The sequence below is a fragment of the Mycobacterium sp. ITM-2016-00316 genome, from assembly GCF_002968335.2.
Classification (GTDB): domain Bacteria; phylum Actinomycetota; class Actinomycetes; order Mycobacteriales; family Mycobacteriaceae; genus Mycobacterium.
This window is the reverse complement of sequence record NZ_CP134398.1, coordinates 2,815,502-2,838,647: the sequence shown is the minus strand read 5'-3', so window position 1 is coordinate 2,838,647 and position 23,146 is coordinate 2,815,502. Positions and strand designations below refer to the sequence as shown.

Here is a 23,146-nt window from a genome sequence, read left to right as displayed (position 1 = left end):
GAGGATCTCATGAGCACGGTTCAGCGTGGACGGATGCCGGCCGGGTGGGCTGCCGACCTTTCCGACGAATACGACTGGGTTCCGCTGCGGCTTCCTCCCGATGTCACCCGGTTGTCGGCGTCGGTGCGGCTGTCGATCGAGGCGCAGTACCGGGGCTGGGAGCTGACCCGGGTGCGTCTCTACACCGACGGGAGTCGGCGGGTGCTGTTGCGCCGCAAGAAATCCGTGCTCGGCGATCAGCCCGCACTGTGATCTATCGACTGCTCCGGCAGGCCTTCTTCCAGGTCGACCCCGAACGCGTGCACACCTTCGTGTTCGCCGCGCTGCGCCTGGCCACCCGGACCGGTATCGCGCGGCGCCGGCTGGCCGCGACCCTGGCGCCGCACGATCCGGTGCTGGCCAGCACCGTCTGGGGAGTGCGCTTCCCCGGCCCGCTGGGGCTGGCCGCCGGTTTCGACAAGGACGGGCACGGGCTGGCGAGCTGGGGGGCGCTCGGGTTCGGGTACGCCGAGGTCGGCACGGTGACCGCGCAGGCACAGCCGGGAAACCCCAAACCCCGGCTGTTCCGGCTGGCACAGGATCGCGCCCTGCTCAACCGGATGGGTTTCAACAACCACGGCGCCGGCGCGCTGGCCGTGCAACTGACCCGGCACACCGCGGACGTCCCGATCGGTGTCAACATCGGCAAGACCAAGGTGACACCGGCCGAACGGGCCGTCGAGGATTACGCCGAGAGCGCCCGGCTGGTCGGCCCGCTGGCGTCGTATCTGGTGGTGAACGTGAGCTCGCCGAACACCCCGGGCCTGCGCGACCTACAGGCGGTGTCCTCGCTGCGACCCATCCTGGCCGCCGTCCGGAAAGCCACCTCGACCCCGGTGCTGGTCAAGATAGCGCCGGATCTCTCGGATGCCGATATCGACGAAATCGCCGATCTGGCAGTCGAATTGGATCTGGCGGGCATCGTGGCCACCAACACCACGGTATCCCGCGAGGGCCTGCGCACCCCCGGGGTCGCCGAACTCGGAACCGGTGGCGTGTCCGGCGCCCCGGTCGCCGCCCGGTCCCTGGAGGTGTTACGCCGCCTGTACGGGCGGGTCGGTGACCGGCTGGTGCTGATCAGCGTGGGCGGTATCGAGACCGCCGACGACGCCTGGGAGCGCGTCATCTCGGGCGCCACCCTGCTGCAGGGCTACACCGGGTTCATCTACGGCGGTGGGTTGTGGGCCAAGCAGATTCACGACGGCGTCGCCCGCAGGCTGCACGAGGGTGGTTTTGCGTCGCTGTCCGAGGCGGTCGGCGCCGCGACCCGCTAGCCATCCCCCGCGAACGTCGACTTGTTGTCGATGTTTGGCGCATATCTCGACAAGAAGTCGACGCTCGGCGAAGAGAGCTACTTCTGCTCGTAGGTGGCGTGGATGACCGCGCGGGCGATGGCCTGGCCGAACAGGTTGAAGCCGAGGTAGGCCGGGGTGGCGCCGTCGGGCAGTTCCAGGCTCTCGACGGGCAGCGCGTGCACCGCGATGTAGTAGCGGTGCGGGCCGTGCCCAGCCGGCGGCGCGGCACCGATGAATCGCTGCTGGCTCGCGTCGTTGGCCAGCGTGACCGCACCACCGCGCAATGGGTCGCCATTGCCGGCGTCGGCGGGCAGGGATGTCACATCGGCCGGCAGGTCGGCCACCGCCCAGTGCCAGAAGCCGGACGCCGTCGGGGCGTCCGGGTCATACATGGTGACCGCGAAGCTCCGGGTCTCCTCGGGGAAGCCCGACCAGCTCAGCTGCGGTGAGATGTCCTTACCGCCGGCGCCCATGATGCCGCTGACCTGATCGTTGCCGAACGGCTGTCCGTCGGTCACGGTCTCCGAGGTCAGCGTGAATGTCGGCAGTTCTGGCAGGTTGTCATACGGTGAGGCGCTCATTCTTGCCTTTCGCTCAGCAGTGGGTCAAAAAGTGTTCGAGAACCTTCGCCCCGAACTCTAGTGCGTCCACGGGTACCCGTTCGTCGACACCATGGAACAGCGATGCGAAATCCAGGTCGGCGGGCAGCCGTAGCGGCGCAAACCCGAAGCAGCGAATTCCCAACCGCTGGAACGACTTCGCGTCGGTACCCCCGGACATCATGTACGGCACGGTGCGTGCCTCCGGGTCGAGGGTCAACAGCGAGGCGTTCATCTGGTCCACCAGATCCCCGTCGAACGACGTCTCATAGGACGGCAGGTCCCGTTCCCAACTGCGCACCACATTCGGGCCGATGAGCTCGTCGACCTCACGCTCGAACGCCGCCCGCCGGCCGGGCAGCACCCGGCAGTCCAGTACCGCTTCGGCGGTGGCCGGGATGACGTTGGCCTTGTAACCGGCCTTGAGCATCGTCGGGTTGGCAGTGTCGCGCAGGGTGGCCCCGATGATGCGGGCGATGCCGCCGAGCTTGGCGATGGTGCCGTCCAGATCCGGCGAGTTCAGGTCGAACTCGTAGCCGGTCTCCTCGGAGATCGCGGCGAGGAACTGCTCGACGGGCTCGCTGAGCACCAGCGGGAACTGATGTCGGCCCAGCCGGGCGACCGCCTCGGCCACCTCGGTGACGGCGTTGTCATCGTGCACCATCGAGCCGTGTCCGGCCCGCCCGCGGGCCGTCAGCCGCATCCAGGCCAGACCCTTCTCCGCGGTTTCGATCAGGTAGAGCCTGCGCTCGCCGCCGTCGCGGCGCGGCACGGTCAGCGAGAACCCACCGACCTCGCCGATGGCCTCGGTGACCCCCGCGAAGAGGTCCGGTCGGTTGTCGACCAGCCACTGGGCGCCGTAGGTGCCACCGTGCTCCTCATCGGAGACGAAGGCGAACACCAGATCGCGCGGCGGCACGATGCCGTGGCGTTTGAAGTGCCTGGCGACGGCGATCATCATGCCGACCATGTCCTTCATGTCGACCGCGCCGCGTCCCCACACGTAGCCGTCCTTCACCGCCCCGGAGAACGGGTGCACGCTCCAGTCGGCGGGCTCGGCGGGCACCACGTCCAGGTGGCCGTGGATCAGCAGCGCGCCCCGCTCGGGATCGGACCCGGCCAGTCGCGCGAACAGATTGCCGCGCCCCGGGGCGCCCGCTTCGAGGTATTCGGTCTCGTATCCGACCTCACGCAACCGATCACCCACCCACTGCGCACAATCGGCCTCGCCCGCAGTGGTCGCCGGGTCACCGGTGTTGGACGTGTCGAATCGGATGAGGGCGCTGACGAGGTCGACGACCTCATCCGCGCTTGTGGGGGGAACGCTCACAGTCACCATTCGTACCACCGCACCGACTCCCCCGGGCGGGGTGGCGCACCGCCGGCGACGGTCTGGTTTGGGCCAGACCGCCCCCATCCGTTAGCCTTAGTCGCTCCGTGCCGATGGCACGGCGCAATGTCCGAGTGGCGGAATGGCAGACGCGCTAGCTTGAGGTGCTAGTGCCCTATTAACGGGCGTGGGGGTTCAAGTCCCCCCTCGGACACAAAACCCTCAGAAATGCTTCGCCAGGTAAGGCGCAGTACGGCTTCCCTTGGCCGCCGCGACCTGTCGGGGTGTGCCGGTGGCCACCACGGTGCCACCGTCGTCACCGCCGCCGGGCCCGAGATCGATCACATGATCCGCCCCGGCGACCACCCCCATATCGTGCTCGGCGACCACCACGGTGTTGCCGGCATCCACCAGGCGGTGCAGTTGCGCGACGAGCAATGCGACATCGGCGGGATGCAATCCGGTGGTCGGTTCGTCGAGCACGTACAACGTGTGTCCGCGGCGGGCGCGCTGCAACTCGGTGGCCAGCTTGATCCGCTGGGCCTCCCCGCCGGACAGTTCGGTGGCGGGTTGGCCCAACCGCAGGTAACCCAGGCCCACTTGGCGCAAGGTGGTCAGACTTCTTGCCGCGCTGGGGACCTCGGACAGGAACTCGGCCGCCTCGTCGACGGTCATGGCGAGCACCTCGGCGATGGTGCGCTCCCGGTAGCGCACCTGGAGTGTCTCCTCGGAGTAGCGGGCCCCGCCGCACGCCGGGCAGGAGGCGTAGGTGCCCGGCAGGAACAACAGTTCGACGGCCACGAAACCCTCGCCCTGGCAGGTGTCGCAGCGGCCCTCGGCGACATTGAAGGAGAACCGACCGGCACTCCAGCCACGCCGGCGCGCCTCCTCGGTATCGGCGAAGGCCCTGCGGACCGCGTCGAACATGCCGGTGTAGGTCGCCAGATTGGACCTCGGGGTGCGCCCGATCGGACGCTGGTCCACGGTGACCAGACGGTCGACGGCCTCGACGCCTGTCGCGATGACCCCGACGCTGGAATCCGTGTCGATGTCCAGCAGCTCGCTCTCTGCGTCGGTCGCCTCGGCGTCGGACGAGTCGGCTACACCCCCGCCGAGGTGGCGCGCCACCACATCGCCGAGCACCTTGCAGACCAGCGTGGATTTGCCCGAACCCGACACCCCGGTGACCGCGATGAAGCTGCCCAGCGGCAGAGCAACGTCCACATTCTGCAGATTGTGAAAAGAAATATGCTGCAGGCGTAGTACTTTCGACGACGTCCTGGGTGCGCGAGCGGCCGGGACGGCCACGTCGAACAGGTGGCGGCGGGTCACCGACGATTCGACATCGGCGAGTCCGGCCACCGGCCCGCTGTAGAGCACCTCACCGCCGAGCTCACCGGCGCCGGGTCCGACGTCGACGATCCAGTCCGCGCGCCGCACCACGTCCATATCGTGTTCGACGACGAACAACGAGTTGCCCGCCCGCCGGAGCCGGTCGAGGACCTCCAGCAGCGGCTCGGCATCGGCCGGGTGCAGGCCCGCCGACGGCTCGTCGAGCACGTAGAGCACGCCGAACAGGCCCGCCCGCAGCTGAGTGGCCAGCCGCAGCCGCTGCAACTCCCCCGGCGATACGGTCGGGGTGCGCCGGTTCAAGCTCAGGTACCCGAGCCCGAGGTCGACCAGGATGGCGATGCGCGCCACCAGATCGGCGGCGATCATGGTGGCGACCTCGGTGAACTCCCCGGATTCGGTGGACTCGTAGGCGGCGTCGAACTCGGTACGCGCGGCAGCGGGCGTCAGAACCTCGGCGAGCACGGTGAGCGGCATCGCCACCAACTCGGCGATGGTGCGGCCCGCGAAGGTCACCGCCAGCGCTTCGGGGCGCAGTCCCGAGCCCGCGCACACCGGGCAGTCGGTGCTGTCGACATACTGCAGCACCCGCCGCCGCATCATCGCGCTCTGTGAATTGGCCAGGGTGTGGCGGACGTGTCGTTCGGCGCTGGAGAACGTGCCGTTGTAGTAGTAGTCGGCGGTGACGGGGTGCTGGCTGGGATCGATCTCAACCGTCGGCTGCTCCTCGGTGAACAGGATCCAATTCCGTTGCCGTTTAGTGAGTTTGCGCCATGGCTTGTCGATGTCGTATCCGAGGGTAATGAGGATGTCGCGCAGGTTCTGGCCCTGCCAGGCACCGGGCCACGCGGCCACCGCACCCTCACGGATGGTCAGCGACGGGTCGGGCACCAGAGTGTCCTCGGTGACGCGGTGAATCCGGCCGAGCCCGTGGCATTCCGGGCACGCCCCCACCGTCGTGTTCGGGGAGAAGGCATCGGAGTCCAGCCGTACCGTCGCCCCCGGCGGGAACGTGCCGGCGCGGGAGAACAGCATCCGCAACAGATTCGACAAGGTGGTCACCGTGCCCACCGTCGACCGTGAGCTGGTCGACCCTCGGCGCTGCTGCAGCGCCACCGCCGGTGGCAATCCGGTGATGTCATCGACCTTCGGCGCGTCGCTGGGCAGCAGCAGCCGACGGGCATACGGGGCAACGGATTCGAAGTAGCGGCGTTGCGCCTCGGCATAGATGGTCCCGAACGCCAGCGAGGACTTCCCCGACCCCGACACCCCGGTGAACGCCACGAAGGAGTTGCGGGGTGCGGCCATGTCGACGGCCCGCAGGTTGTGCACCCGGGAGGCGTAGACGCGCACCTGCGGGTCGATCGCCTCGTCGGTCACGACTGTCCGATCAAGCGGGCCAGGCGTTCCGCCGCATCGCTATCCGGCAGCGGTAGGTACGCCACGATCTGTATCCCGGGCGCGTCCGCGGGCGTCAGCTGATGATGCTCGAGGAGCAGCTCGCCGACGCCCGGGTGGAAGAATCTGCGCTCCCGGGACGCGAACCGTTCGACACTGCTTGCCTGCCACTCCGCGCTGAAAAGCGCACTTCCTTCGCGGAGTCGTTCGACCAGCTGGATGTAGGAGGGTTCCCCCACCCGCGCCCCGGCCTCGGCACGGAACTCGGCCAGGAACCGTCGGCTGTCGGTTTCCCAGTCCGGCAACAGCTCCCGGATCGCGGGATCCATGAACACCAGCCAGAGCAGATTGCGATCGGGAGGATCGGTGACGGCGATGTTGGGGTACAGGGCGGCATACGCCGCGTTCCAGGCCGCGATGCTCCACGTGGGGCCGATCGCAAAGGCCGGGTAGCCGGCAAGCGCGTCCAGAAATCGTTGGATGTGTGGTGGTGTGGGGCCGCCGGAGACGGCCGGGTCGGACGTGTGGCCGCCGAGGGTGAGCACGTAGTCATGCTCGGCCAAGGTCAGTCGCAGCGCTCCGGAAATCGCATCGAGCACCTGTTTGGAGGGATTGATCTCGCGTCCCTGCTCCAGCCAGGTGTACCAGGTGACGCTCACCCCGGCGGACAGCGCGACTTCTTCGCGGCGCAGCCCGCTGGTGCGCATCCTGGGCACCGCGGGATACCCCAGCTCGTCGCGTTGCGCGGCCTCTCGGCGTGCACGGAGGAACGCACCGAGCGCGAGCCGCTGCTGCGCGCGCTTGTCCATGATCGCCAGCCTATTCCCGGGACCAGGCTGGTAGTACCGGTACTAGCATCAGCGCCGTCTTCTCTGTGGCCACGCTCGATGCGACTGTAGGTGCCATGCCCGAATTGAGGTCACGTACGGTCACCCACGGTCGCAACATGGCGGGGGCGCGCTCACTGCTGCGCGCCGCGGGCGTGGCCGGTTCGGATATCGGCAAGCCGATCGTCGCGGTGGCCAACAGCTTCACCGAGTTCGTACCCGGCCACACCCACCTGCAGCCCGTCGGCCGGATCGTGTCCGAGGCCATCTCGGCCGCCGGTGGTGTGCCGCGCGAGTTCAACACCATCGCCGTCGACGACGGTATCGCCATGGGGCACGGCGGCATGCTGTACTCGCTGCCCTCGCGCGAGCTGATCGCCGACTCGGTCGAATACATGGTGAACGCGCACTGCGCCGATGCCCTGGTGTGTATCTCCAACTGCGACAAGATCACTCCCGGCATGCTGATGGCCGCGCTGCGCCTCAACATCCCGACCGTCTTCGTCTCCGGCGGCCCGATGGAGGGCGGCACCGCCGTCCTGGTGGACGGCACGGTGAAGACCCGGCTGAACCTGGTGTCCGCCATCGCCGATGCCGTCAACACCGATGTCTCCGATGACGACATCGCCCGCATCGAGGAAGCCGCCTGCCCGACCTGTGGCTCGTGCTCGGGCATGTTCACCGCCAACTCGATGAACTGCCTGACCGAGGCGCTCGGCCTGGCACTGCCCGGCAACGGATCGGTGCTGGCCACTCACACCGCGCGTCGCGCCCTCTACGAGAAGGCCGGCAGCACCGTGATGGACATCGTCCGGGCCTACTACGAGCGCGATGACGCGAGCGTGCTGCCGCGCGCCATCGCCACCCGCGACGCGTTCGACAACGCCATGGCGCTGGACATCGCCATGGGCGGGTCCACCAACACGGTGCTGCACCTGCTCGCCGCCGCGCGCGAGGCGGAACTGGACTACACCCTCTCCGACATCGAGAAGCGCAGCCAGATGATCCCGTGCCTGTGCAAGGTCGCCCCCAACGGCCACTATCTGATGGAGGACGTGCACCGCGCCGGCGGTATCCCGGCGATCCTCGGCGAGTTGTGGCGCGGCGGGCACCTGCACGAGACCGTGCACACCGTGCACGCGGGTTCGATGGCGCAGTGGTTGCGCGACTGGGACATCCGCGGCGGATCACCATCAGCGGAGGCCGTCGAGCTGTTCCACGCCGCGCCGGGATGTGTGCGCTCGGCGACAGCGTTCTCGCAGTCCGAGCGCTGGGCGAGCCTGGACACAGACGCCGAGAACGGTTGCATCCGCGACCTGCAGAACGCCTACTCGGCCGACGGCGGGCTGGCGGTACTGCGCGGCAACCTGTCGGTGGACGGCTGCATCGTCAAGACCGCGGGTGTCGACGAGAGCATCTGGAAGTTCTCCGGCCCGGCCGTGGTGCTGGAATCCCAGGAGGACGCGGTCGACGCCATCCTCAACAAGCGGGTGCAGCCAGGCGATGTCATCGTCATCCGGTACGAGGGCCCCAAGGGCGGGCCCGGTATGCAGGAGATGCTCTATCCGACAGCCTATTTGAAGGGGCGCGGGCTCGGCGCGCAGTGTGCGCTCATCACCGACGGCCGGTTCTCCGGCGGGACGTCGGGCCTGTCGATCGGCCACGTGTCCCCCGAGGCGGCCGCCGGCGGCACCATTGCGCTGGTGGCCGACGGTGACCTCATCACCATCGACATCCCGCACCGCAGTGTCCAGATCGAGGTGCCCGACGAGGAACTTCAGCGCCGGCGTAGCGCCTTGGAGGCCTCGGGCGGCTACCGCCCGAAGAACCGCGAGCGCACGGTGTCCGCCGCACTGCGCGCGTACGCTGCGCTCGCGCTGTCCGCCGACAAGGGTGCGGTACGGGATGTCGACGCGGTCTAGCCTGCGAGCGCGACGTCTCCACGGCGCACGTGCACGCACGCGCGCTTGGGTCCCCACACGGTAGGAACGTCGAAGCAGACCACCTTGGGCTGCCCGAACAGCGTCGTCTCCTCGACCGTGCCGGCGGCACCCTCGGGAACGGTCTGAACGTCCATCTCGTCGATCTCGCGGCGGGCGGTCACAACGTCACCACTATGCCAAGCCATTTCTGTCGTCTCCCTGAACCACATCTGCCCATCAATTACGCCTGTGTAACGCGGTAGGAGCGACTTTTATTCGCGGAGATCAATACACGTCGCGGACATAGCGCTTGGTGGCGACGAGTTCCTTCTTGTAGTCGTGGGCGGCCTCGGCCGACATCGAGCCGTACGTGCGGATGATCTTCGTCAAGGCATCATCGACATCACGGGCCATCCTGGTGGCGTCACCGCACACATAGAAGTGCGCGCCATCCTCCATCCAGCGCCACAATTCGGCCCCGGCGTCGAGCATCTTGTGCTGCACGTAGATCCGGCTGGCCTGATCGCGGGAGAACGCCAGATCGAGATGGTTCAGCAGGCCGTCGGCCACCATGTGTTCCAGCTCGTCGCGATAATAGAAGTTCTCGGCGCGGTGTTGGTCGCCGAAGAACAGCCAGTTGCGCCCGGTGTGGCCCAGCGCGCGGCGCTCCTGCAGGAAGCCGCGGAACGGGGCGATCCCGGTGCCCGGGCCGACCATGATCATCGGGGTGGCCGATTCGGCGGGAGGCCGGAAGTTCGGCGAGCGCTGCACGAACACCGGCACCGAGGACGCTCGGTCGGCCAGATACGTCGATGCCACACCGCCGCGGTTTTCTCCGCGGGCGCTGCGGTAGCGCACCACCGACACCGTCAGCTGCACCTCGTGGGGGCTGACCAACGGACTCGAGGAGATCGAGTACTGCCGCGGCGTCAGGCGCACCAGCGCGTCCTGCCATTCCAGCGCATCGGCGCGCAGCGCGAATTCCTCGACGATATCGAGGCCGTTGCGCCCGGCCAGCCACGCGGTCTTGTCACCGGACTTGCGCAGCTTTTTGGCGTCCCGGCTGCGTTCGGCGACGAAGCCCAGCAGATTCGGGGTCACCCGGCAGATGTCATAGGAGAAGGTGAGCGCGCTGCGCAGGTCGGTGTCGGCGCCGTCGACCTCGATGATCTCGTTGCCGGACAACCCGGTGGCGGCCAGCCACACCGAGACCGACTCCTCGGAGTTGGTGACGAACACTCCGAGGGAATCGCCGACGGCGTAGCCGGCACCGTGCTCAGCGACATGCTCGGAGATGTCGAACCCGAACTGGCGCACCTCCTTCGCCGCCGACAGCGGGGTGAGCCGGGTGTTGCGGCACAGCGGTGCGTGCACCGGCGCGTTGCGGGTGAGGGCTACCGGGGATGTGGGTGTCGCCGGGGCGATCGGTGCGGGCGCGGCATCCAGTCCGGCGATCACCTCGTCGGCCCAGGCCGCCATCGGCGCCTCGTCGTAGATTTCGCAGTCGGCGCGGTCGACGGACCGGACGGCTCCCAGCTCCGCGAGCCGGGCATCCAAGGCCTTGGCATGCCCACAGAAATTGTCGTAGGACTGGTCGCCGATGCCCAGCACCGAGTACCGCACACCGTCGAGGGTGGGCGCGTCCGCGGACACCAACCGGTCCCAGAACTCGGCACCGTTGTCGGGCGGCCCACCGTCACCGAAGGTACTGGTGACGAACACCACGTCACCTGCCGCTGGGAGATCTTCCAGGACGGCATCGTTCATCGTGATCAGCCGGGCCCCGGACAACCGGGCGGCCAGTTGGGCGGCGAACTCCTCGGCGTTGCCGGTCTGGGAGGCCCACAAGACCATCGGCCCGGTCCCGGTGAGACGTTCGGGTTCCGCGCGTGAATAGGTCCCGGCCAGCAGGCCGTCCACCCACAGCCGGACCTGGGCGCGCACCGGGGCCGATGCCGGGAGCACCGGCACACCGGGTGTGCCGGCGTCCAGTCCGGCGAGAAAGCCGGACAGGTAGTACTTCTCGTCCTCGGTGAACTCCGGTGTCATCGACGCCAGCCCGAACGGGTCGGGGCGCTCCACCGGAATGGGACGCAGCCGTACCGCGCACACCTTGAGCTCGGGCTGCAGCGAATCGGCGTCGACGGCGTCATTGGTCAGGGCGTTGACCGTCAGGTATTCGCCGTGTTCGTCGTTCCAGTGGAACGGCACCCATACATTGCCCGGCTGCACCCGGTCGGTGATCTGCACGGGCAGCACGGCCCGCCCACGCCGCGAGGTCAGCTGCACCTGCTGCCCCTTGGTGATGCCCTGCGCGGCAGCGTCATCCGGGTGCACCTCCACAAAAGGTGCGGCGTTGAGCTTGTTGAGTTTGTCGACCCGGCCGGTCTTGGTCATGGTGTGCCACTGGTGCTGCAACCGGCCGGTGTTCAGCACCATCGGGTAGTCGTCGTCGGGCAGCTCGCGGGCGTCCATGTGCGGGCGGGCGAAGAACTGCGCCCGCCGGGTCGGTGTCGCGAAGGCCAGCCGCGGCCGGTGCCCGTTCTCCTCGACGTGCAGGGTCTGGGACACCCCGTCGTTCAGGTAGCGGATGGGATTCCGGCCATCTGTGGTCGTGGCCTCCCCCTCGGGCGGGCAGGGCCACTGCAGCGGGGTGTCCCGCAGCCGCTCATAACTGGCCCCACGCAGGTCATATCCGGTGCGGGGGTTGGCGAACCGGCGGATCTCGTCGAAGATCTCCGAGCCCGACTTGTAGGCGAAATCCTCACCGAAGCCCAGGTATTCGGCGACGCCGCAGATCAGTTCCCAGTCCGCCCGGGCGTCCCCGACGGGCGGGACCGACTGCTGCAGCAGTGTGAGGTTGCGCTCGGAGTTGACCATGACGGCATCGGTCTCGGCCCAGAGCGCGGCGGGCAGCATGATGTCGGCGTAGCGGTTGGTGGCCGTGTCGACGTAGGCGTCTTGGGTGATCACCAGTTCGGCCGTCTCGAGTCCGGTGATGACGGTCGCTCGATTCGGCACGGTGGCAACGGGATTGGTGCAGATGATCCAGCAGGCCTTGATCTCCCCGGCGGCCGCCTGCTCGAACATCGCGATGGTGCCGGGGCCGACATCGGAACGGATCGTGCCGGGGTCCAGCCCCCACTGCTGCTCGCAGAATTGCCGGTCCTCGGCCGACAGCACCGCACGCTGGCCGGGGAGCCCCGGTCCCATATAGCCCATCTCGCGACCACCCATGGCGTTGGGCTGTCCGGTCAGTGACATCGGACCGCTTCCGGGCCGACAGATCGCTCCGGTCGCGAGGTGCAGATTGCAGATGGCGTTGGTGTTCCAGGTGCCGTGTGTGCTCTGGTTGAGCCCCATGGTCCAGCAGGTCATCCACTCCCCCGATTCCGCGATCATCGCGGCGGCGGTGCGGATGTCGGCCTCGGGGATCCCGGTGATCTCGGCGACGCGCTCGGGCGGGTAGTCGGCCAGGAAGGCCGGCATCGCGTCCCAGCCCTCGGTGTGTTCGGCGATGAAATCGTGGTCGATGTCGCCGTTCTGGACGAGCAGGTGCAACAGTCCGTTGAGCAGCGCCAGATCGGTGCCGGGTTTGATCGCCAGGTACAGGTCGGCCTTGTCCGCGGTCGCGGTGCGCCGCGGGTCCACCACGATGAGCTTGGCACCGGATTTGATCCGGTCTGCCATCCGCAAGAACAGGATCGGATGGCAGTCGGCCATGTTCGCACCGATCACGAAGAACAGGTCGGCCGAGTCGAAATCGGTGTAGGACCCCGGCGGGCCGTCCGCACCGAGGGACTGCTTGTATCCGGTTCCTGCGCTCGCCATGCACAGCCGGGAGTTCGACTCGATGTGCACGGTGCGCAGATAGCCCTTGGCCAGTTTGGTCGCCAGATACTGCGCCTCGATGGACATCTGGCCGGACACGTACAACGCAACGGCATCGGGCCCGTGCTCGTCGACGATGGCCCGCAACCGCCGGCCCGCCTCGGCCACGGCCGCGTCCACCGGCACCGGCATGGCTTCGCCGCCGCGCGCCCCGCGCACCAGCGCAGTGGTCAGCCGGCCGTCGGTGGCGGCCATCATCTCGGCGTGGGTGGCGCCCTTGGTGCACAGCCTGCCGAAGTTGGTGGGATGCAGCCTGTCCCCGCTGACCCTGGCGATGACGGGGAGCCCGGTCACCGCATCCGGCGCCGTGGTGACCTCGATGCCGCATCCCACACCGCAGTACGAACACGCGGTACGCGTCGTCTCTCCCGCGGTCGGCGTCATCCGACCATCCTGCGCGGGCACTGTTCCGGTTCCTTTGAGCCGACGTTATCGCGAAGAAAACTCGACCTCACAGCGGGCTCACCCCCTCGGTGAGCCCGCTGTGAGGCGTCGTGTTGCCGATGGATCGGCAGGTCAAGCGGTGACTGCCTGCTCGGGCAGCAGGTCATCCTTCGCCGTCTGACGTGCGGCACCCATCCGCAGGAAGACGAACCAGGTGACGAACGCGCACACCACGTAGAAGCCGAGGAACACCCAGAACGCGTTGGTGGCCGATTTGGCGTCGCTGACATAGGACATCCGCAGCACGATGTTGATGAACACCCCGCCCAGGGCTCCCACCGCACCGGCAAACCCGATCAGGGCCCCGGACATGCTGCGCGACCAGGCGGCCTTCTCGTCCTTGCTCCACTCGTCGTGGTTCTGGGCCTTCGCCTCGAAGATCGACGGGATCATCTTGTAGGTGGATCCGTTGCCCAGCCCGGACAGGATGAACAGCAGTATGAAGCCGGCCACGTAGGCGCCCATCTGGGTGCCGGTGGGGGCGCCTGCGGCCGCATCGTCGAGCACACCGGCGGCCACCAGGATGCCGGCAGCGAAGATCATCGCAACGAACACATAGAGCGTGATCTTGCCGCCACCGATCTTGTCGGCGAGTTTGCCGCCGAAGGGTCGCGAGATCGAGCCCAGCAGCGGGCCCAGGAAGGCGATCTGCGCGGCGTGCAGCGAGGCCTGTGCGGCGGTGTCGCCGCCGGCCAGGAAGTTGATCTGCAGCACCTGACCAAAGGCGAACGAGAAGCCGATGAAGGAACCGAAGGTGCCGATGTACAGGAAGCTCATCACCCAGGAGTCCTTGTACCGCATGGCCTCGACCATGGCCCCCAGGTTGGATCGCTGATTGCCCAGGTTGTCCATGAACACGGCCGCACCCAGTGCGGCGAGCCCGACCAGCACCAGGTAGATGGCGCAGACCAGGTACGGGGCGGTGTTGCCGATGGTGGCGATCACCAGCAGACCGATGAGCTGGATGACCGGCACCCCGATGTTGCCGCCCCCGGCGTTCAGGCCGAGCGCCCAGCCCTTGAGCCGCTGCGGATAGAACGCGTTGATGTTCGTCATCGACGAGGCGAAGTTGCCGCCGCCCAGGCCGGCGAAGGCCGCGATGATCATGAACGTGGTGTAGGACGCGCCCGGTTGGGCCATCACCCACAGCGTCAGCACCAGCGGGATCAGCAACAGCAGCGCGCTGACGATGGTCCAGTTGCGGCCGCCGAACCGCGCGGGCGCAATGGTGTACGGAATGCGCATGAACGCGCCGATCAGCGTCGGGATCGCGACGAGGTAGAACTTTCCGGCGGGATCGATGCCGTACACGTCCTGCGGCATGAACAGCACCATCACCGACCAGATCGACCACACCGAGAAACCGACATGCTCGGCGAAGATCGACCAGATGAGGTTCCGTTTGGCGATCTCCTTCCCGGGGGTCGCACCGCCGGTCCCCTCCCAGGCGTCGACATCCTCGGCATCCCAGTGAGCGATGTCACGATTGCGGCTTGTATTTGGCACTAGTTCCTCCCAGCAGCGGAAACGGTTGAGGAGAAACTATGTTTCGGCCATTCCGCCTCCATTGCCCCACCGTGTCGGGTTTGTCAACACCTACTCACACCGGGCGTATCCCGCTTGGTGCGCCACGGTATTCACGGGCGACGCACTTCTGAAACGAATTCGAAACAATGGCCCCTTAGCTTCGCTGAAGCATGAGCGATGGCAGCACACCACAGTTCCTGCAGGGCGCCTTCCCCTTCGAAGGGGCCGGTTTGGACAAACCGGTGCCCATCCATGACACGTTGCGCTATGTGGTGCCGGCGGGCATCGTGACCCAGCCGGTGTACTTCCGCGGCGGCAACTCGACCAAACAGATGGTCTCGGTGGTGCTGATCCGCGACGGGGTTCCGATGCGCTACTTCCCCATTGCCGCCAAGGGCGCCACCCACGTCGCGTTGCGCGTCGTCGAAGATCTGCTCGCCGACACGGTGCTCGAGGTGCACATCGCCGCACCCGAGGGTTGCTCGGGCACCGTCATCCTCGATCTCGGTCTCGTCGAGGTCTAGATGACCGTCACCGAAGCGGTCGCTCGACCCGAACATCGGGCGTCCACCGCGAAGGCGCGCCTGGTGGTGGTCGGCAACGGGATGGCCGGTATCCGCGCCATCGAGGACGTGCTGGCCCGTGGCGGCGGCGAGAAGTTCGACATCACCGTGTTCGGGGACGAACCCTACGGCAACTACAACCGGATTCTGCTGTCGAATGTTCTTGCCGGCAAAGACGATCCGTCAGAAATCTATCTGAACGCACTGGGTTGGTACACCGACAATCACATCGACCTGCGGGCCGGGGTGCGCGTCGTCCGTATCGACACCTTCGGGCATGTGGTGCTCGCCGACGACGGCTCCCGGCTGCGGTACGACAAGCTGATCCTGGCCACCGGCAGCCGATCGTTCTTCCCGCCGATGACCGGCCTGTGGGCCGACGACAAAACCATGGCCGACGGCGTGTTCGGTTTCCGTACCCTCGACGACACCTCGGCGATGATCAGCGAGGCCGCCCACCGAACCAAGGCCGTCGTCATCGGTGGCGGATTGCTCGGACTCGAGGCCGCCCGCGGGTTGCAGAGTCGCGGAATGGCCGTCGACGTGGTGCATGCCGCATCGACGCTGATGAACGCGCAACTCGACGACCTCGCCGGCAACATTCTGCGCACATCGGTGGAGGGCCTCGGTATCGGGGTGCACACGTCGAAGAGAACCACCGAGGTGCTGGTGCAGGACGGCAAGCTCACCGGGATCGTGTTCGCCGACGGGGAGCGGCTGGACTGCGACATGCTGGTGATCGCGGCGGGCATCCGGCCCAATGTCGGACTGGCACAACGAGCCGGGCTCACCGTCGAGCGCGCCATCGTCACCGACGACCACATGCGCTCGGTCGACGATGACGACATCTACGTCGTCGGCGAGTGCGCACAACATCGCGGACAGGTCTACGGTCTGGTCGCACCGCTGTGGGAGCAGGCGAAGGTCCTTGCCGACCATCTGACCGGCACCGACAGCGGGGCTGCCTACCACGGTTCGCGGGTGGCCACCAAGCTGAAGGTGGCCGGTGTGGACGTCGCGTCGATGGGCGTCAAGGGCCCGGAACATCCCGACGACGAGTTCGTCCAGTACTCCGAGCCCAAGCACGGTGTGTACAAAACCATCGTCATCCGGGACGGGAAGCTGGTGGGCGCCACGCTGATCGGTGACGTCAGCAAGGTGTCGTTCCTGACCCAGGCCTTCGACAACGGGCTGCCCCTGCCGGACGAGCGGGTGGCGCTGATGTTCGACATCGGGACACCGGATGTGGCCGTCGGCGTCGCCGAGTTGGCCGATGATGCGCAGGTGTGCAACTGCAACGGCGTGTCCAAGGGCGCGCTGGTGGCGTGTGTGCGGGCCGGTGAGACGTCGGTGTCAGCAGTGATGGCAAAGACCAAGGCCGGCAAGGGCTGTGGATCCTGCAAGGAACTGGTCGGACAGGTCGTCGAATGGGCGGCGGGCGGTGCGGTCACCGAGGATCCGTCGGCCTCCTGGTACGTGCCTGGCGTGCCGTACGCCAAGCCGGAGCTGATGCGGTTGATCCGGGATCTGCAACTGCATTCGGTCTCTTCGGTATTCAACGCGCTCGCACCCGACGGCAAACACGACGCGGGATCGAAGATGGCGCTGGCGTCACTGCTGGAGATGATGTGGGCCGACGAGTTCGTCGACGAGAAGGATTCGCGGTTCATCAATGATCGGGTGCACGCCAACATCCAGCGGGACGGCACCTTCTCGGTGGTACCGCAGATGAAGGGCGGTGTGACGAGCGCGTGGCAGTTGCGGCGCATCGCCGATGTGGCCGACAAGTACTCGATCCCGATGATCAAATGTACCGGCGGACAACGCATCGACCTGCTCGGTATTCGCAAGGAAGATCTACCCGGGGTGTGGGCTGATCTGGAGATGCCGTCCGGCTATGCCTACGGCAAGAGTTTCCGCACCGTGAAAACCTGTGTGGGTAGCGACTTCTGCCGGTTCGGCGTGGGCGACTCCACCGCGTTGGGCATCGCCCTGGAGGAACGGTTCCAGGGTCTGGCCAGTCCGGCCAAGATGAAGCTCGCCGTCACCGGGTGCCCGCGTAACTGCGCCGAGTCGCTGTGCAAGGACCTCGGCGTGGTGGCCGTCGACGGTGGCCGCTGGGAGATCTACGTCGGCGGTGCCGCGGGCGCCCATATCCGCAAGGGTGACCTGATGGCCACCGTCGACTCGGCGGCGGAGGTGATGACGCTGACCGGCCGGTTCCTGCAGTACTACCGGGAAAGCGCCAACTGGCTGGAACGCACCTACGCGTGGGTGCCGCGGGTGGGCATCGAACACATCCGTGCGGTCGTGGTGCAGGACGCCGACGGGCTCGCCGAGGGACTGGATGCGCGGATGCAGAAATCGATTGATGCCTACCGGGATCCGTGGCTCGACGGACAAGAGCCGGCGACCGAGGGACAGTTCCGCACCTCGCTGCCACTGCTACCGCTGCCGCAGGTTCCGGTGCGATGAGCGACCTCGGGCCGGTCTCCCAGGTTCCCCTGGGTGAGGGCCGGACCTTCGCCGTGGAGGACAGCCAGATCGCGGTGTTCCGGCTGCGCGACGGATCGCTGCGGGCGCTGGATGCAGTGTGCCCGCACAAGGGTGGGCCGCTTGCCGATGGGCTGGCCGATGAATCCGTGGTGGTGTGCCCCCTGCACGGAGCGACCTACGACATGTGCACCGGAATCGAGGCCGGTGGTGGCGCACCGGTGCGCAGCTACCCGGTTTCCGAGGTCGACGGGCGGATCCAGATCACCACGTAGGTGTTGCGCGTACTCCCTGAAGCGGTTGCGCGCCAATACCTTTTGTGGAGCTGTGGATAGAACAGTTGCCTGTGGACAACTGATCTACGCGGCGCCTGTTTTCGATAAAATTCGAACATGCTCGCGAACGCGGTGTTGGATCGGGAGACCGTGTTGGCGGCTTTCGACGCCTTCGACTCGGTTTGCGAGCAGTTGGCCGCACTGAACGTCACGCGGTGCTGGAGCCCGAGCCGGCCGGTCAGCCGTTGCGGCGGAACCACCGGGGTTTGCGGAAGCGTTCACCGAGACTCTTTGCGTCCGTGCTGGATTCTGCGTCGGTGTGCACAGCGGGCGGCTCTTGGGAATCGGTCACAGCGTCATCAGCAGCGACAGGCTGCGCGGTCAAGACCTCGGACACCGCAGCTTCCGAGGTCACCTCCGCGGCGGTAGCCTCTTCGGCGTCGCCTGGTTCCTCAGTCGGGACAGACTCGTCGGTGGCTTCCGCCGTGTCCGCCGTGTCGGCCGCCTCGGCCTCGGGTGACTCCTCGTCTTCTGCGGGCCCAGCCTCGGCAACGGCTTCTCCGGTGTCGACTGGTTCCTCAGTCGGGACAGACTCGTCGGTGGCTTCCGCCGTGTCCGCCGCCTCAGCCTCGGGCGACTCCTCGTCATCTGCGGGCTCAGCCTCGGCAACGGCTTCTTCGGCGTCGACTGGTTCCTCAGTCGGGACAGACTCGTCGGTGGCTTCCGCCGTGTCCTCCGCCTCAGCCTCGGGCGACTCCTCGTCATCTGCGGGCTCAGCCTCGGCAACGGCTTCTTCGGCGTCGACTGGTTCCTCAGTCGGGACAGACTCGTCGGTGGCTTCCGCCGTGTCGGCCGCCTCGGCCTCGGGCGACTCCTCGTCATCTGCGGGCTCAGCCTCGGCAACGGCTTCTTCGGCGTCGACTGGTTCCTCGATAGCTACCTCGGCATCGCCGGAATCGCCTTCGGCCGCTTCCGCGTCGGCGGACTCGTCGGCGACAACCTCATCAGCCGGCGACTCCACCGGTTCTGCGGTCTCTGCCTCGGCCTCAGCCGCCTCGGCTTCGGCAGGCGATTCGTCGAGCTCGGCCGGATCTTCGACCTCGACAGATTCCACAGAGTCACCCACGGGCGCCGCGGCGACCTGGAGCACTTCCGTCTCGACAGGCTCCTCGACGTCGTCGGCCTCATCGGCAGCGTCAGCCACGCCGACTTCCTCAGCGGTGGCGGCCTCGTCGCCGGGTGGACTCGCGGTGCCCGTACCGTCGGCCGCACCCGCGACCTTGGCGGCGGCGACAACACCAGCGACGGCACCCACCTCGATCACCTCGGTGGCCGCCTCGTCGGCGACCGGTGTCTCACCGATGTCGGCGTTACCGCGCAGCGACGACGGATCCTCGCGCCCCCTGGGCGCGACCATCACGTAAACCACCGCCGCGATGAAGACGAACGTGGAGGTGAACGAGTTGACCCGGATACCGGCGATCAGCGTGGCGGTATCGCTGCGCAACAACTCGACCCAGAACCGGCCAAGACAGTAACCGGCGACATACAGCGCGAACACCTTGCCGTGACCGAGCTGGTAGCGCCGGTCAATCCAGATCAGCAGCGCAAAAATCAGCAGATTCCACAGCAGTTCGTACAGGAACGTGGGGTGGACGACACCGACCACCTCGCCCGTCGACACACCGTTGAGGGAGTCACGGAACCCGGCAGCATCACGGCGTTCGTAGATCTCCAGGCCCCACGGCAGGGTCGTCGCCCGGCCGTACAGCTCCTGGTTGAAATAGTTGCCCAACCGCCCGATCGCCTGCGCCAGGATGATGCCCGGCGCAACGGCATCTCCGAACGCGGGCAGCGGGATTCCTCGTCGCCTGCAGGCGATCCAGGCTCCGACCCCGCCGAGAGCCACCGCACCCCAGATGCCCAGACCGCCATCCCAGATCCGGAACGCCGCGCCCAACCCGGCGCCACCGCTCCCGAAGTAGGTGGGCCAGTCGGTCATCACGTGATAGATACGGCCACCGACCAGCCCGAACGGCACCGCCCACAAGGCGATGTCGTAGATCACGCCACGTTCGCCGCCGCGTGCCTCCCACCGCCGATCACCGATGACCAGCGCAGCGACGATGCCGATGATGATGCACAGCGCGTACGCGCGCAGCGGTACCGGACCGATGAACCAGACACCCTGCGCGGGGCTGGGGATGTAGGCCAGTGTGGTCACCGTCATGCCCGCACCGCCTGGCGCACACCCTCGGCGAGTTCGGCGGTCAGGGCGCGCAGCGCCGGCAGACCGTCGTCGAGAGCCGATACCAGCGCCGAGCCGACGATCACACCGTCTGCGTAGGCGCCGATCTCGGCGGCCTGCTGACGCGAGCGCACGCCGAGTCCGACGCCGACCGGGATATCCGATATCGCCTTGACCCGGCTCACCAGCTCGGGTGCGGCGTTCGACACGGCATCACGCGCACCCGTCACACCCATGGTCGACGCGGCGTAGACGAACCCGCGTGAGGCCTCGACCGTCGCAGCCAGCCGCTCCTGGGTCGATGACGGCGCCACCAGGAAAATCCGGTCGAGATCGTGTTGCTCCGACACCCGAATCCACTCATCGGCTTCATCCGGGATCAGATCCGGCGTGATGAGGCCCAGCCCACCCGCCGATGCCAGATCCCGTGCGAAGGTCTCTACGCCCTTGCACAGCACCGGATTCCAGTAGGTCATCACCACGGCGTGACCACCGGCGTTGCTGATGGCCTCGACGGCCCGCAAGGCGTCATACACCCGTACGCCGCCGGCCAGCGCGACCTCGGTGGCCCGTGCGATGGTCGGCCCGTCCATACCGGGATCGGAGTAGGCGACACCGACCTCGATGATGTCGGCGCCGGATTCGACCATGGCCGTCATCGCCGAGATGGATGTCTCGACATCCGGATAGCCGGTCGGCAGATAGCCGATGAGCGCCGAGCGCCCCTCAGCGCGGCAACCATCGAACAATCCGGCGAGCCGGCTCACGAATCACCGTCCAACAGTCCGAACCACTTTCCTGCGGTCTCCACGTCCTTGTCGCCGCGACCGGACAGGTTCACAACGATGATCGCGCCGGCCCCGAGTTCTGCGGCGAGCTTCATCCCGCCCGCCACCGCGTGCGCCGACTCGATGGCCGGGATGATGCCTTCGGTCCGGCACAGCAGCAGGAATGCATCCATCGCCTCGGTGTCGGTGATCGGTCGATACTCGGCACGGCCGGCGTCCTTGAGCAGCGCATGTTCGGGGCCGACGCCGGGATAGTCCAGACCGGCTGAGATCGAATGAGATTCGAGGGTCTGACCGTCCTCGTCCTGCAACAGATAGGAGAATGAGCCCTGGAAAGCGCCGGGCGAGCCACCGGTGAATGTTGCTGCGTGCCTACCGGTTTCAACTCCGTCACCGGCGGCCTCGAACCCGACCAGCCGAACGCCCGGGTCGTCGATGAAGGCGTGGAACATTCCGATCGCATTGGAACCGCCGCCGACACAGGCGGTCACCGCATCCGGTAGCCGGCCGGCCTGATCACGGATCTGCACCCGGGTCTCCATGCCGATGATGCGCTGGAAGTCACGGACCATGAGCGGGAACGGGTGCGGACCGGCCGCGGTGCCGAAGCAGTAGAAGGTGTCATCGGCGTTGGCGACCCAGTCACGGAAGGTCTCGTTGATGGCGTCCTTGAGCGTCTTCGATCCCGATTCCACCGCAACCACGCGGGCACCCAGCAGGCGCATCCGGGCCACATTGAGTGCCTGGCGGGCCGTGTCGACGGCTCCCATGTAGATGACGCAGTCCAACCCGAGCAGCGCGCAGGCGGTGGCGGTCGCGACGCCATGCTGGCCGGCGCCGGTCTCGGCGATGACCCTCGTCTTGCCCATCTGACGGGCGAGCATCGCCTGCCCCAGCACATTGTTGATCTTGTGAGATCCGGTGTGGTTGAGGTCTTCTCGCTTCAGGAAGATCCGGGCACCACCGACATGGCGGGTGAGCCGCTCCGCTTCGTACAGCGGGGACGGGCGGCCGCTGTAATGACGCTGCAGACGGTCGAGCTCGTCGAGGAAGGTCTGATCGCTGCGCGCCTTCTCGTAGGCAGCGGTCACCTCTTCGATGACGGCCATCAGAGCCTCGGGGACCAGGCGTCCGCCATAGGGTCCGAAATGTCCCTTGGCGTCCGGGTCGTGGCTGGTGGGTTCGGCGAGGGCTGCGCTGGTGTGGGGCAGCTCGGGGCCGGCGATATCGCCCATGTCTAACTCAGCGGGCGGGTTTCGGGCAGGACGGGTGAGCGCCTGCGGTGACAAGGTCGGATACGGCACTGCGCGGGTCGCCACTGGTGACCAGGCCCTCCCCGACGAGCACGGCATCGGCGCCCGCACCGGCGTAGGCCAGCAGGTCGGCCGTGCCGCGGATGCCGGACTCGGCAACGCGGATGACCTTTGACGGCAGTCCCGGCGCGATCCGCGCGAAGCAGTCGCGATCGACCTCCAGGGTCTTGAGATTGCGCGCGTTGACGCCGATGACGGAAGCTCCGGCCTGCAGGGCGCGGTCGGCCTCCTCCTCGGTGTGCACCTCGACCAAGGCGGTCATCCCGAGCGATTCGGTGCGGTCGAGCATCGACTCCAGGGCCTTTTGCTCCAGCGCCGCGACGATCAGCAGCAGCATGTCTGCGCCATGGGCTCGGGCCTCATGGATCTGGTACGGGCCGACGATGAAGTCCTTGCGCAGCACCGGAATCGACACCGCCGCACGCACACTGTCCAGATCGTCGAGCGATCCGTTGAAGCGGCGTTCCTCGGTGAGCACGCTGATGACGCGAGCGCCACCGTCCTCGTAGGCCTTCGCCAGCTTCGCGGGATCTGCGATCGACGCCAACTCACCACGTGAAGGGCTGGCACGCTTGACTTCGGCGATCACAGCGATGCCGGGCACCCGAAGCGCGGCCATCACATCCAGTGGCGGCCGCGCATCTTTGGCCCGTTGCTTGATGTCGGCGAAGCTCACGGCGGCTTCACGGGTGGCAACGTCGGCGCGGACTCCTTCGATGATGGAGTCGAGCACGGTCGCCGAACTCATTGGCCATCGTCCTTTTCCGTCGGCCGGGATCCTCCCGGAATGGTCTGCGTCGACCACATCGATGTCATGGACCCCGTTGTTTCTGAAAGGTTAGTC

17 protein-coding genes and 1 tRNA gene are annotated in these 23,146 nt (G+C 67.2%); 7 read left to right on the top strand and 11 right to left on the bottom strand.

The window, feature by feature from the left end; genetic code table 11:
* Window positions 1–9 precede the first annotated feature (9 nt).
* Together C6A86_RS13630 and C6A86_RS13625 are read left to right on the top strand one after the other, a co-directional pair.
* A complete protein-coding gene (locus C6A86_RS13630) occupies window positions 10–252 on the top strand; it encodes a DUF5703 family protein (protein WP_105363789.1) in 243 nt (80 codons plus the stop codon).
* Complete coding sequence (locus C6A86_RS13625; protein WP_105363796.1) at window positions 252–1,313, top strand: quinone-dependent dihydroorotate dehydrogenase; 1,062 nt, start codon at window positions 252–254, stop codon at window positions 1,311–1,313. Before C6A86_RS13630 ends, C6A86_RS13625 begins: the two co-directional genes overlap by 1 nt.
* A gap of 77 nt (window positions 1,314–1,390) precedes the next feature.
* Here C6A86_RS13625 and C6A86_RS13620 read toward each other — a convergent pair whose 3' ends face one another.
* The gene (locus C6A86_RS13620) at window positions 1,391–1,915 is read right to left on the bottom strand and encodes a YbhB/YbcL family Raf kinase inhibitor-like protein (RefSeq protein WP_105363790.1); all 525 of its coding nucleotides are present in this window, start codon (window positions 1,913–1,915) and stop codon (window positions 1,391–1,393) included.
* A gap of 13 nt (window positions 1,916–1,928) precedes the next feature.
* Complete coding sequence (locus tag C6A86_RS13615) at window positions 1,929–3,272, bottom strand: M20/M25/M40 family metallo-hydrolase (protein ID WP_199196228.1); 1,344 nt, start codon at window positions 3,270–3,272, stop codon at window positions 1,929–1,931.
* A 119-nt stretch (window positions 3,273–3,391) separates the two neighbouring features.
* Here C6A86_RS13615 and C6A86_RS13610 point away from each other — a divergent pair.
* A tRNA-Leu gene (locus tag C6A86_RS13610) sits at window positions 3,392–3,477 on the top strand.
* 8 nt (window positions 3,478–3,485) lie between these two features.
* On the opposite strand, the gene C6A86_RS13605 is transcribed toward C6A86_RS13610, so the two are convergent.
* Together C6A86_RS13605 and C6A86_RS13600 are read right to left on the bottom strand one after the other, a co-directional pair.
* Window positions 3,486–5,993 (bottom strand): excinuclease ABC subunit UvrA, encoded by a 2,508-nt coding sequence (locus C6A86_RS13605; protein ID WP_233213037.1) that lies wholly within the window; start codon window positions 5,991–5,993, stop codon window positions 3,486–3,488.
* Window positions 5,990–6,820, bottom strand: coding sequence for a helix-turn-helix transcriptional regulator (locus C6A86_RS13600; protein ID WP_105363791.1), 831 nt, complete (start codon window positions 6,818–6,820; stop codon window positions 5,990–5,992). The genes C6A86_RS13605 and C6A86_RS13600 overlap by 4 nt, the downstream gene beginning before the upstream one ends.
* Before the next feature lie 95 nt (window positions 6,821–6,915).
* Here C6A86_RS13600 and ilvD point away from each other — a divergent pair, with 95 nt between their 5' ends.
* Window positions 6,916–8,760 (top strand): dihydroxy-acid dehydratase, encoded by a 1,845-nt coding sequence (gene ilvD, locus C6A86_RS13595; protein ID WP_105363792.1) that lies wholly within the window; start codon window positions 6,916–6,918, stop codon window positions 8,758–8,760.
* Here the strand turns inward: ilvD and C6A86_RS13590 are convergent.
* The 3 genes from C6A86_RS13590 to C6A86_RS13580 all read right to left on the bottom strand — a co-directional run bounded on the left by C6A86_RS13590 (window position 8,757) and on the right by C6A86_RS13580 (window position 14,601).
* Window positions 8,757–8,942 (bottom strand): hypothetical protein, encoded by a 186-nt coding sequence (locus C6A86_RS13590; RefSeq protein WP_142406999.1) that lies wholly within the window; start codon window positions 8,940–8,942, stop codon window positions 8,757–8,759. The two genes, ilvD and C6A86_RS13590, sit on opposite strands and share 4 nt — an antisense overlap.
* A gap of 103 nt (window positions 8,943–9,045) precedes the next feature.
* Window positions 9,046–13,035, bottom strand: a complete 3,990-nt coding sequence (locus C6A86_RS13585; RefSeq protein WP_311101190.1) for a bifunctional nitrate reductase/sulfite reductase flavoprotein subunit alpha — start codon at window positions 13,033–13,035, stop codon at window positions 9,046–9,048.
* Window positions 13,036–13,167: 132 nt separating this feature from the next.
* Window positions 13,168–14,601: a NarK/NasA family nitrate transporter gene (locus tag C6A86_RS13580; RefSeq protein ID WP_105362280.1), complete on the bottom strand. Its 1,434-nt coding sequence runs from the start codon at window positions 14,599–14,601 to the stop codon at window positions 13,168–13,170.
* 191 nt (window positions 14,602–14,792) lie between these two features.
* Here C6A86_RS13580 and C6A86_RS13575 point away from each other — a divergent pair, with 191 nt between their 5' ends.
* From C6A86_RS13575 to C6A86_RS13565, 3 genes are read left to right on the top strand one after another with little or no spacing between them, the layout of a single operon-like run.
* Window positions 14,793–15,146, top strand: coding sequence for a molybdopterin oxidoreductase (locus C6A86_RS13575; RefSeq protein ID WP_105362279.1), 354 nt, complete (start codon window positions 14,793–14,795; stop codon window positions 15,144–15,146).
* Window positions 15,147–17,660 (top strand): nitrite reductase large subunit NirB, encoded by a 2,514-nt coding sequence (nirB, locus tag C6A86_RS13570; RefSeq protein WP_105362278.1) that lies wholly within the window; start codon window positions 15,147–15,149, stop codon window positions 17,658–17,660.
* Window positions 17,657–17,953: a Rieske (2Fe-2S) protein gene (locus C6A86_RS13565; RefSeq protein WP_105362277.1), complete on the top strand. Its 297-nt coding sequence runs from the start codon at window positions 17,657–17,659 to the stop codon at window positions 17,951–17,953. The genes nirB and C6A86_RS13565 overlap by 4 nt, the downstream gene beginning before the upstream one ends.
* Before the next feature lie 238 nt (window positions 17,954–18,191).
* Here the strand turns inward: C6A86_RS13565 and lgt are convergent, their stop codons facing one another.
* Genes lgt through trpC form a run of 4 tightly spaced genes read right to left on the bottom strand, consistent with a single transcriptional unit; the run spans window position 18,192 to window position 23,050 of the window.
* Complete coding sequence (gene lgt / locus C6A86_RS13560; RefSeq protein ID WP_105362276.1) at window positions 18,192–20,183, bottom strand: prolipoprotein diacylglyceryl transferase; 1,992 nt, start codon at window positions 20,181–20,183, stop codon at window positions 18,192–18,194.
* On the bottom strand, window positions 20,180–20,968 hold the full coding sequence (gene trpA / locus C6A86_RS13555) for a tryptophan synthase subunit alpha (protein WP_105362275.1): 789 nt from the start codon (window positions 20,966–20,968) through the stop codon (window positions 20,180–20,182). The genes lgt and trpA overlap by 4 nt, the downstream gene beginning before the upstream one ends.
* Window positions 20,965–22,224 carry a tryptophan synthase subunit beta gene (gene trpB, locus C6A86_RS13550; RefSeq protein ID WP_105362274.1) on the bottom strand — a complete coding sequence of 420 codons (1,260 nt, stop codon included), beginning with the start codon at window positions 22,222–22,224 and terminating at the stop codon, window positions 20,965–20,967. Before trpB ends, trpA begins: the two co-directional genes overlap by 4 nt.
* Before the next feature lie 7 nt (window positions 22,225–22,231).
* Window positions 22,232–23,050, bottom strand: coding sequence for an indole-3-glycerol phosphate synthase TrpC (gene trpC, locus C6A86_RS13545; RefSeq protein WP_105362273.1), 819 nt, complete (start codon window positions 23,048–23,050; stop codon window positions 22,232–22,234).
* Window positions 23,051–23,146: the final 96 nt, after the last annotated feature.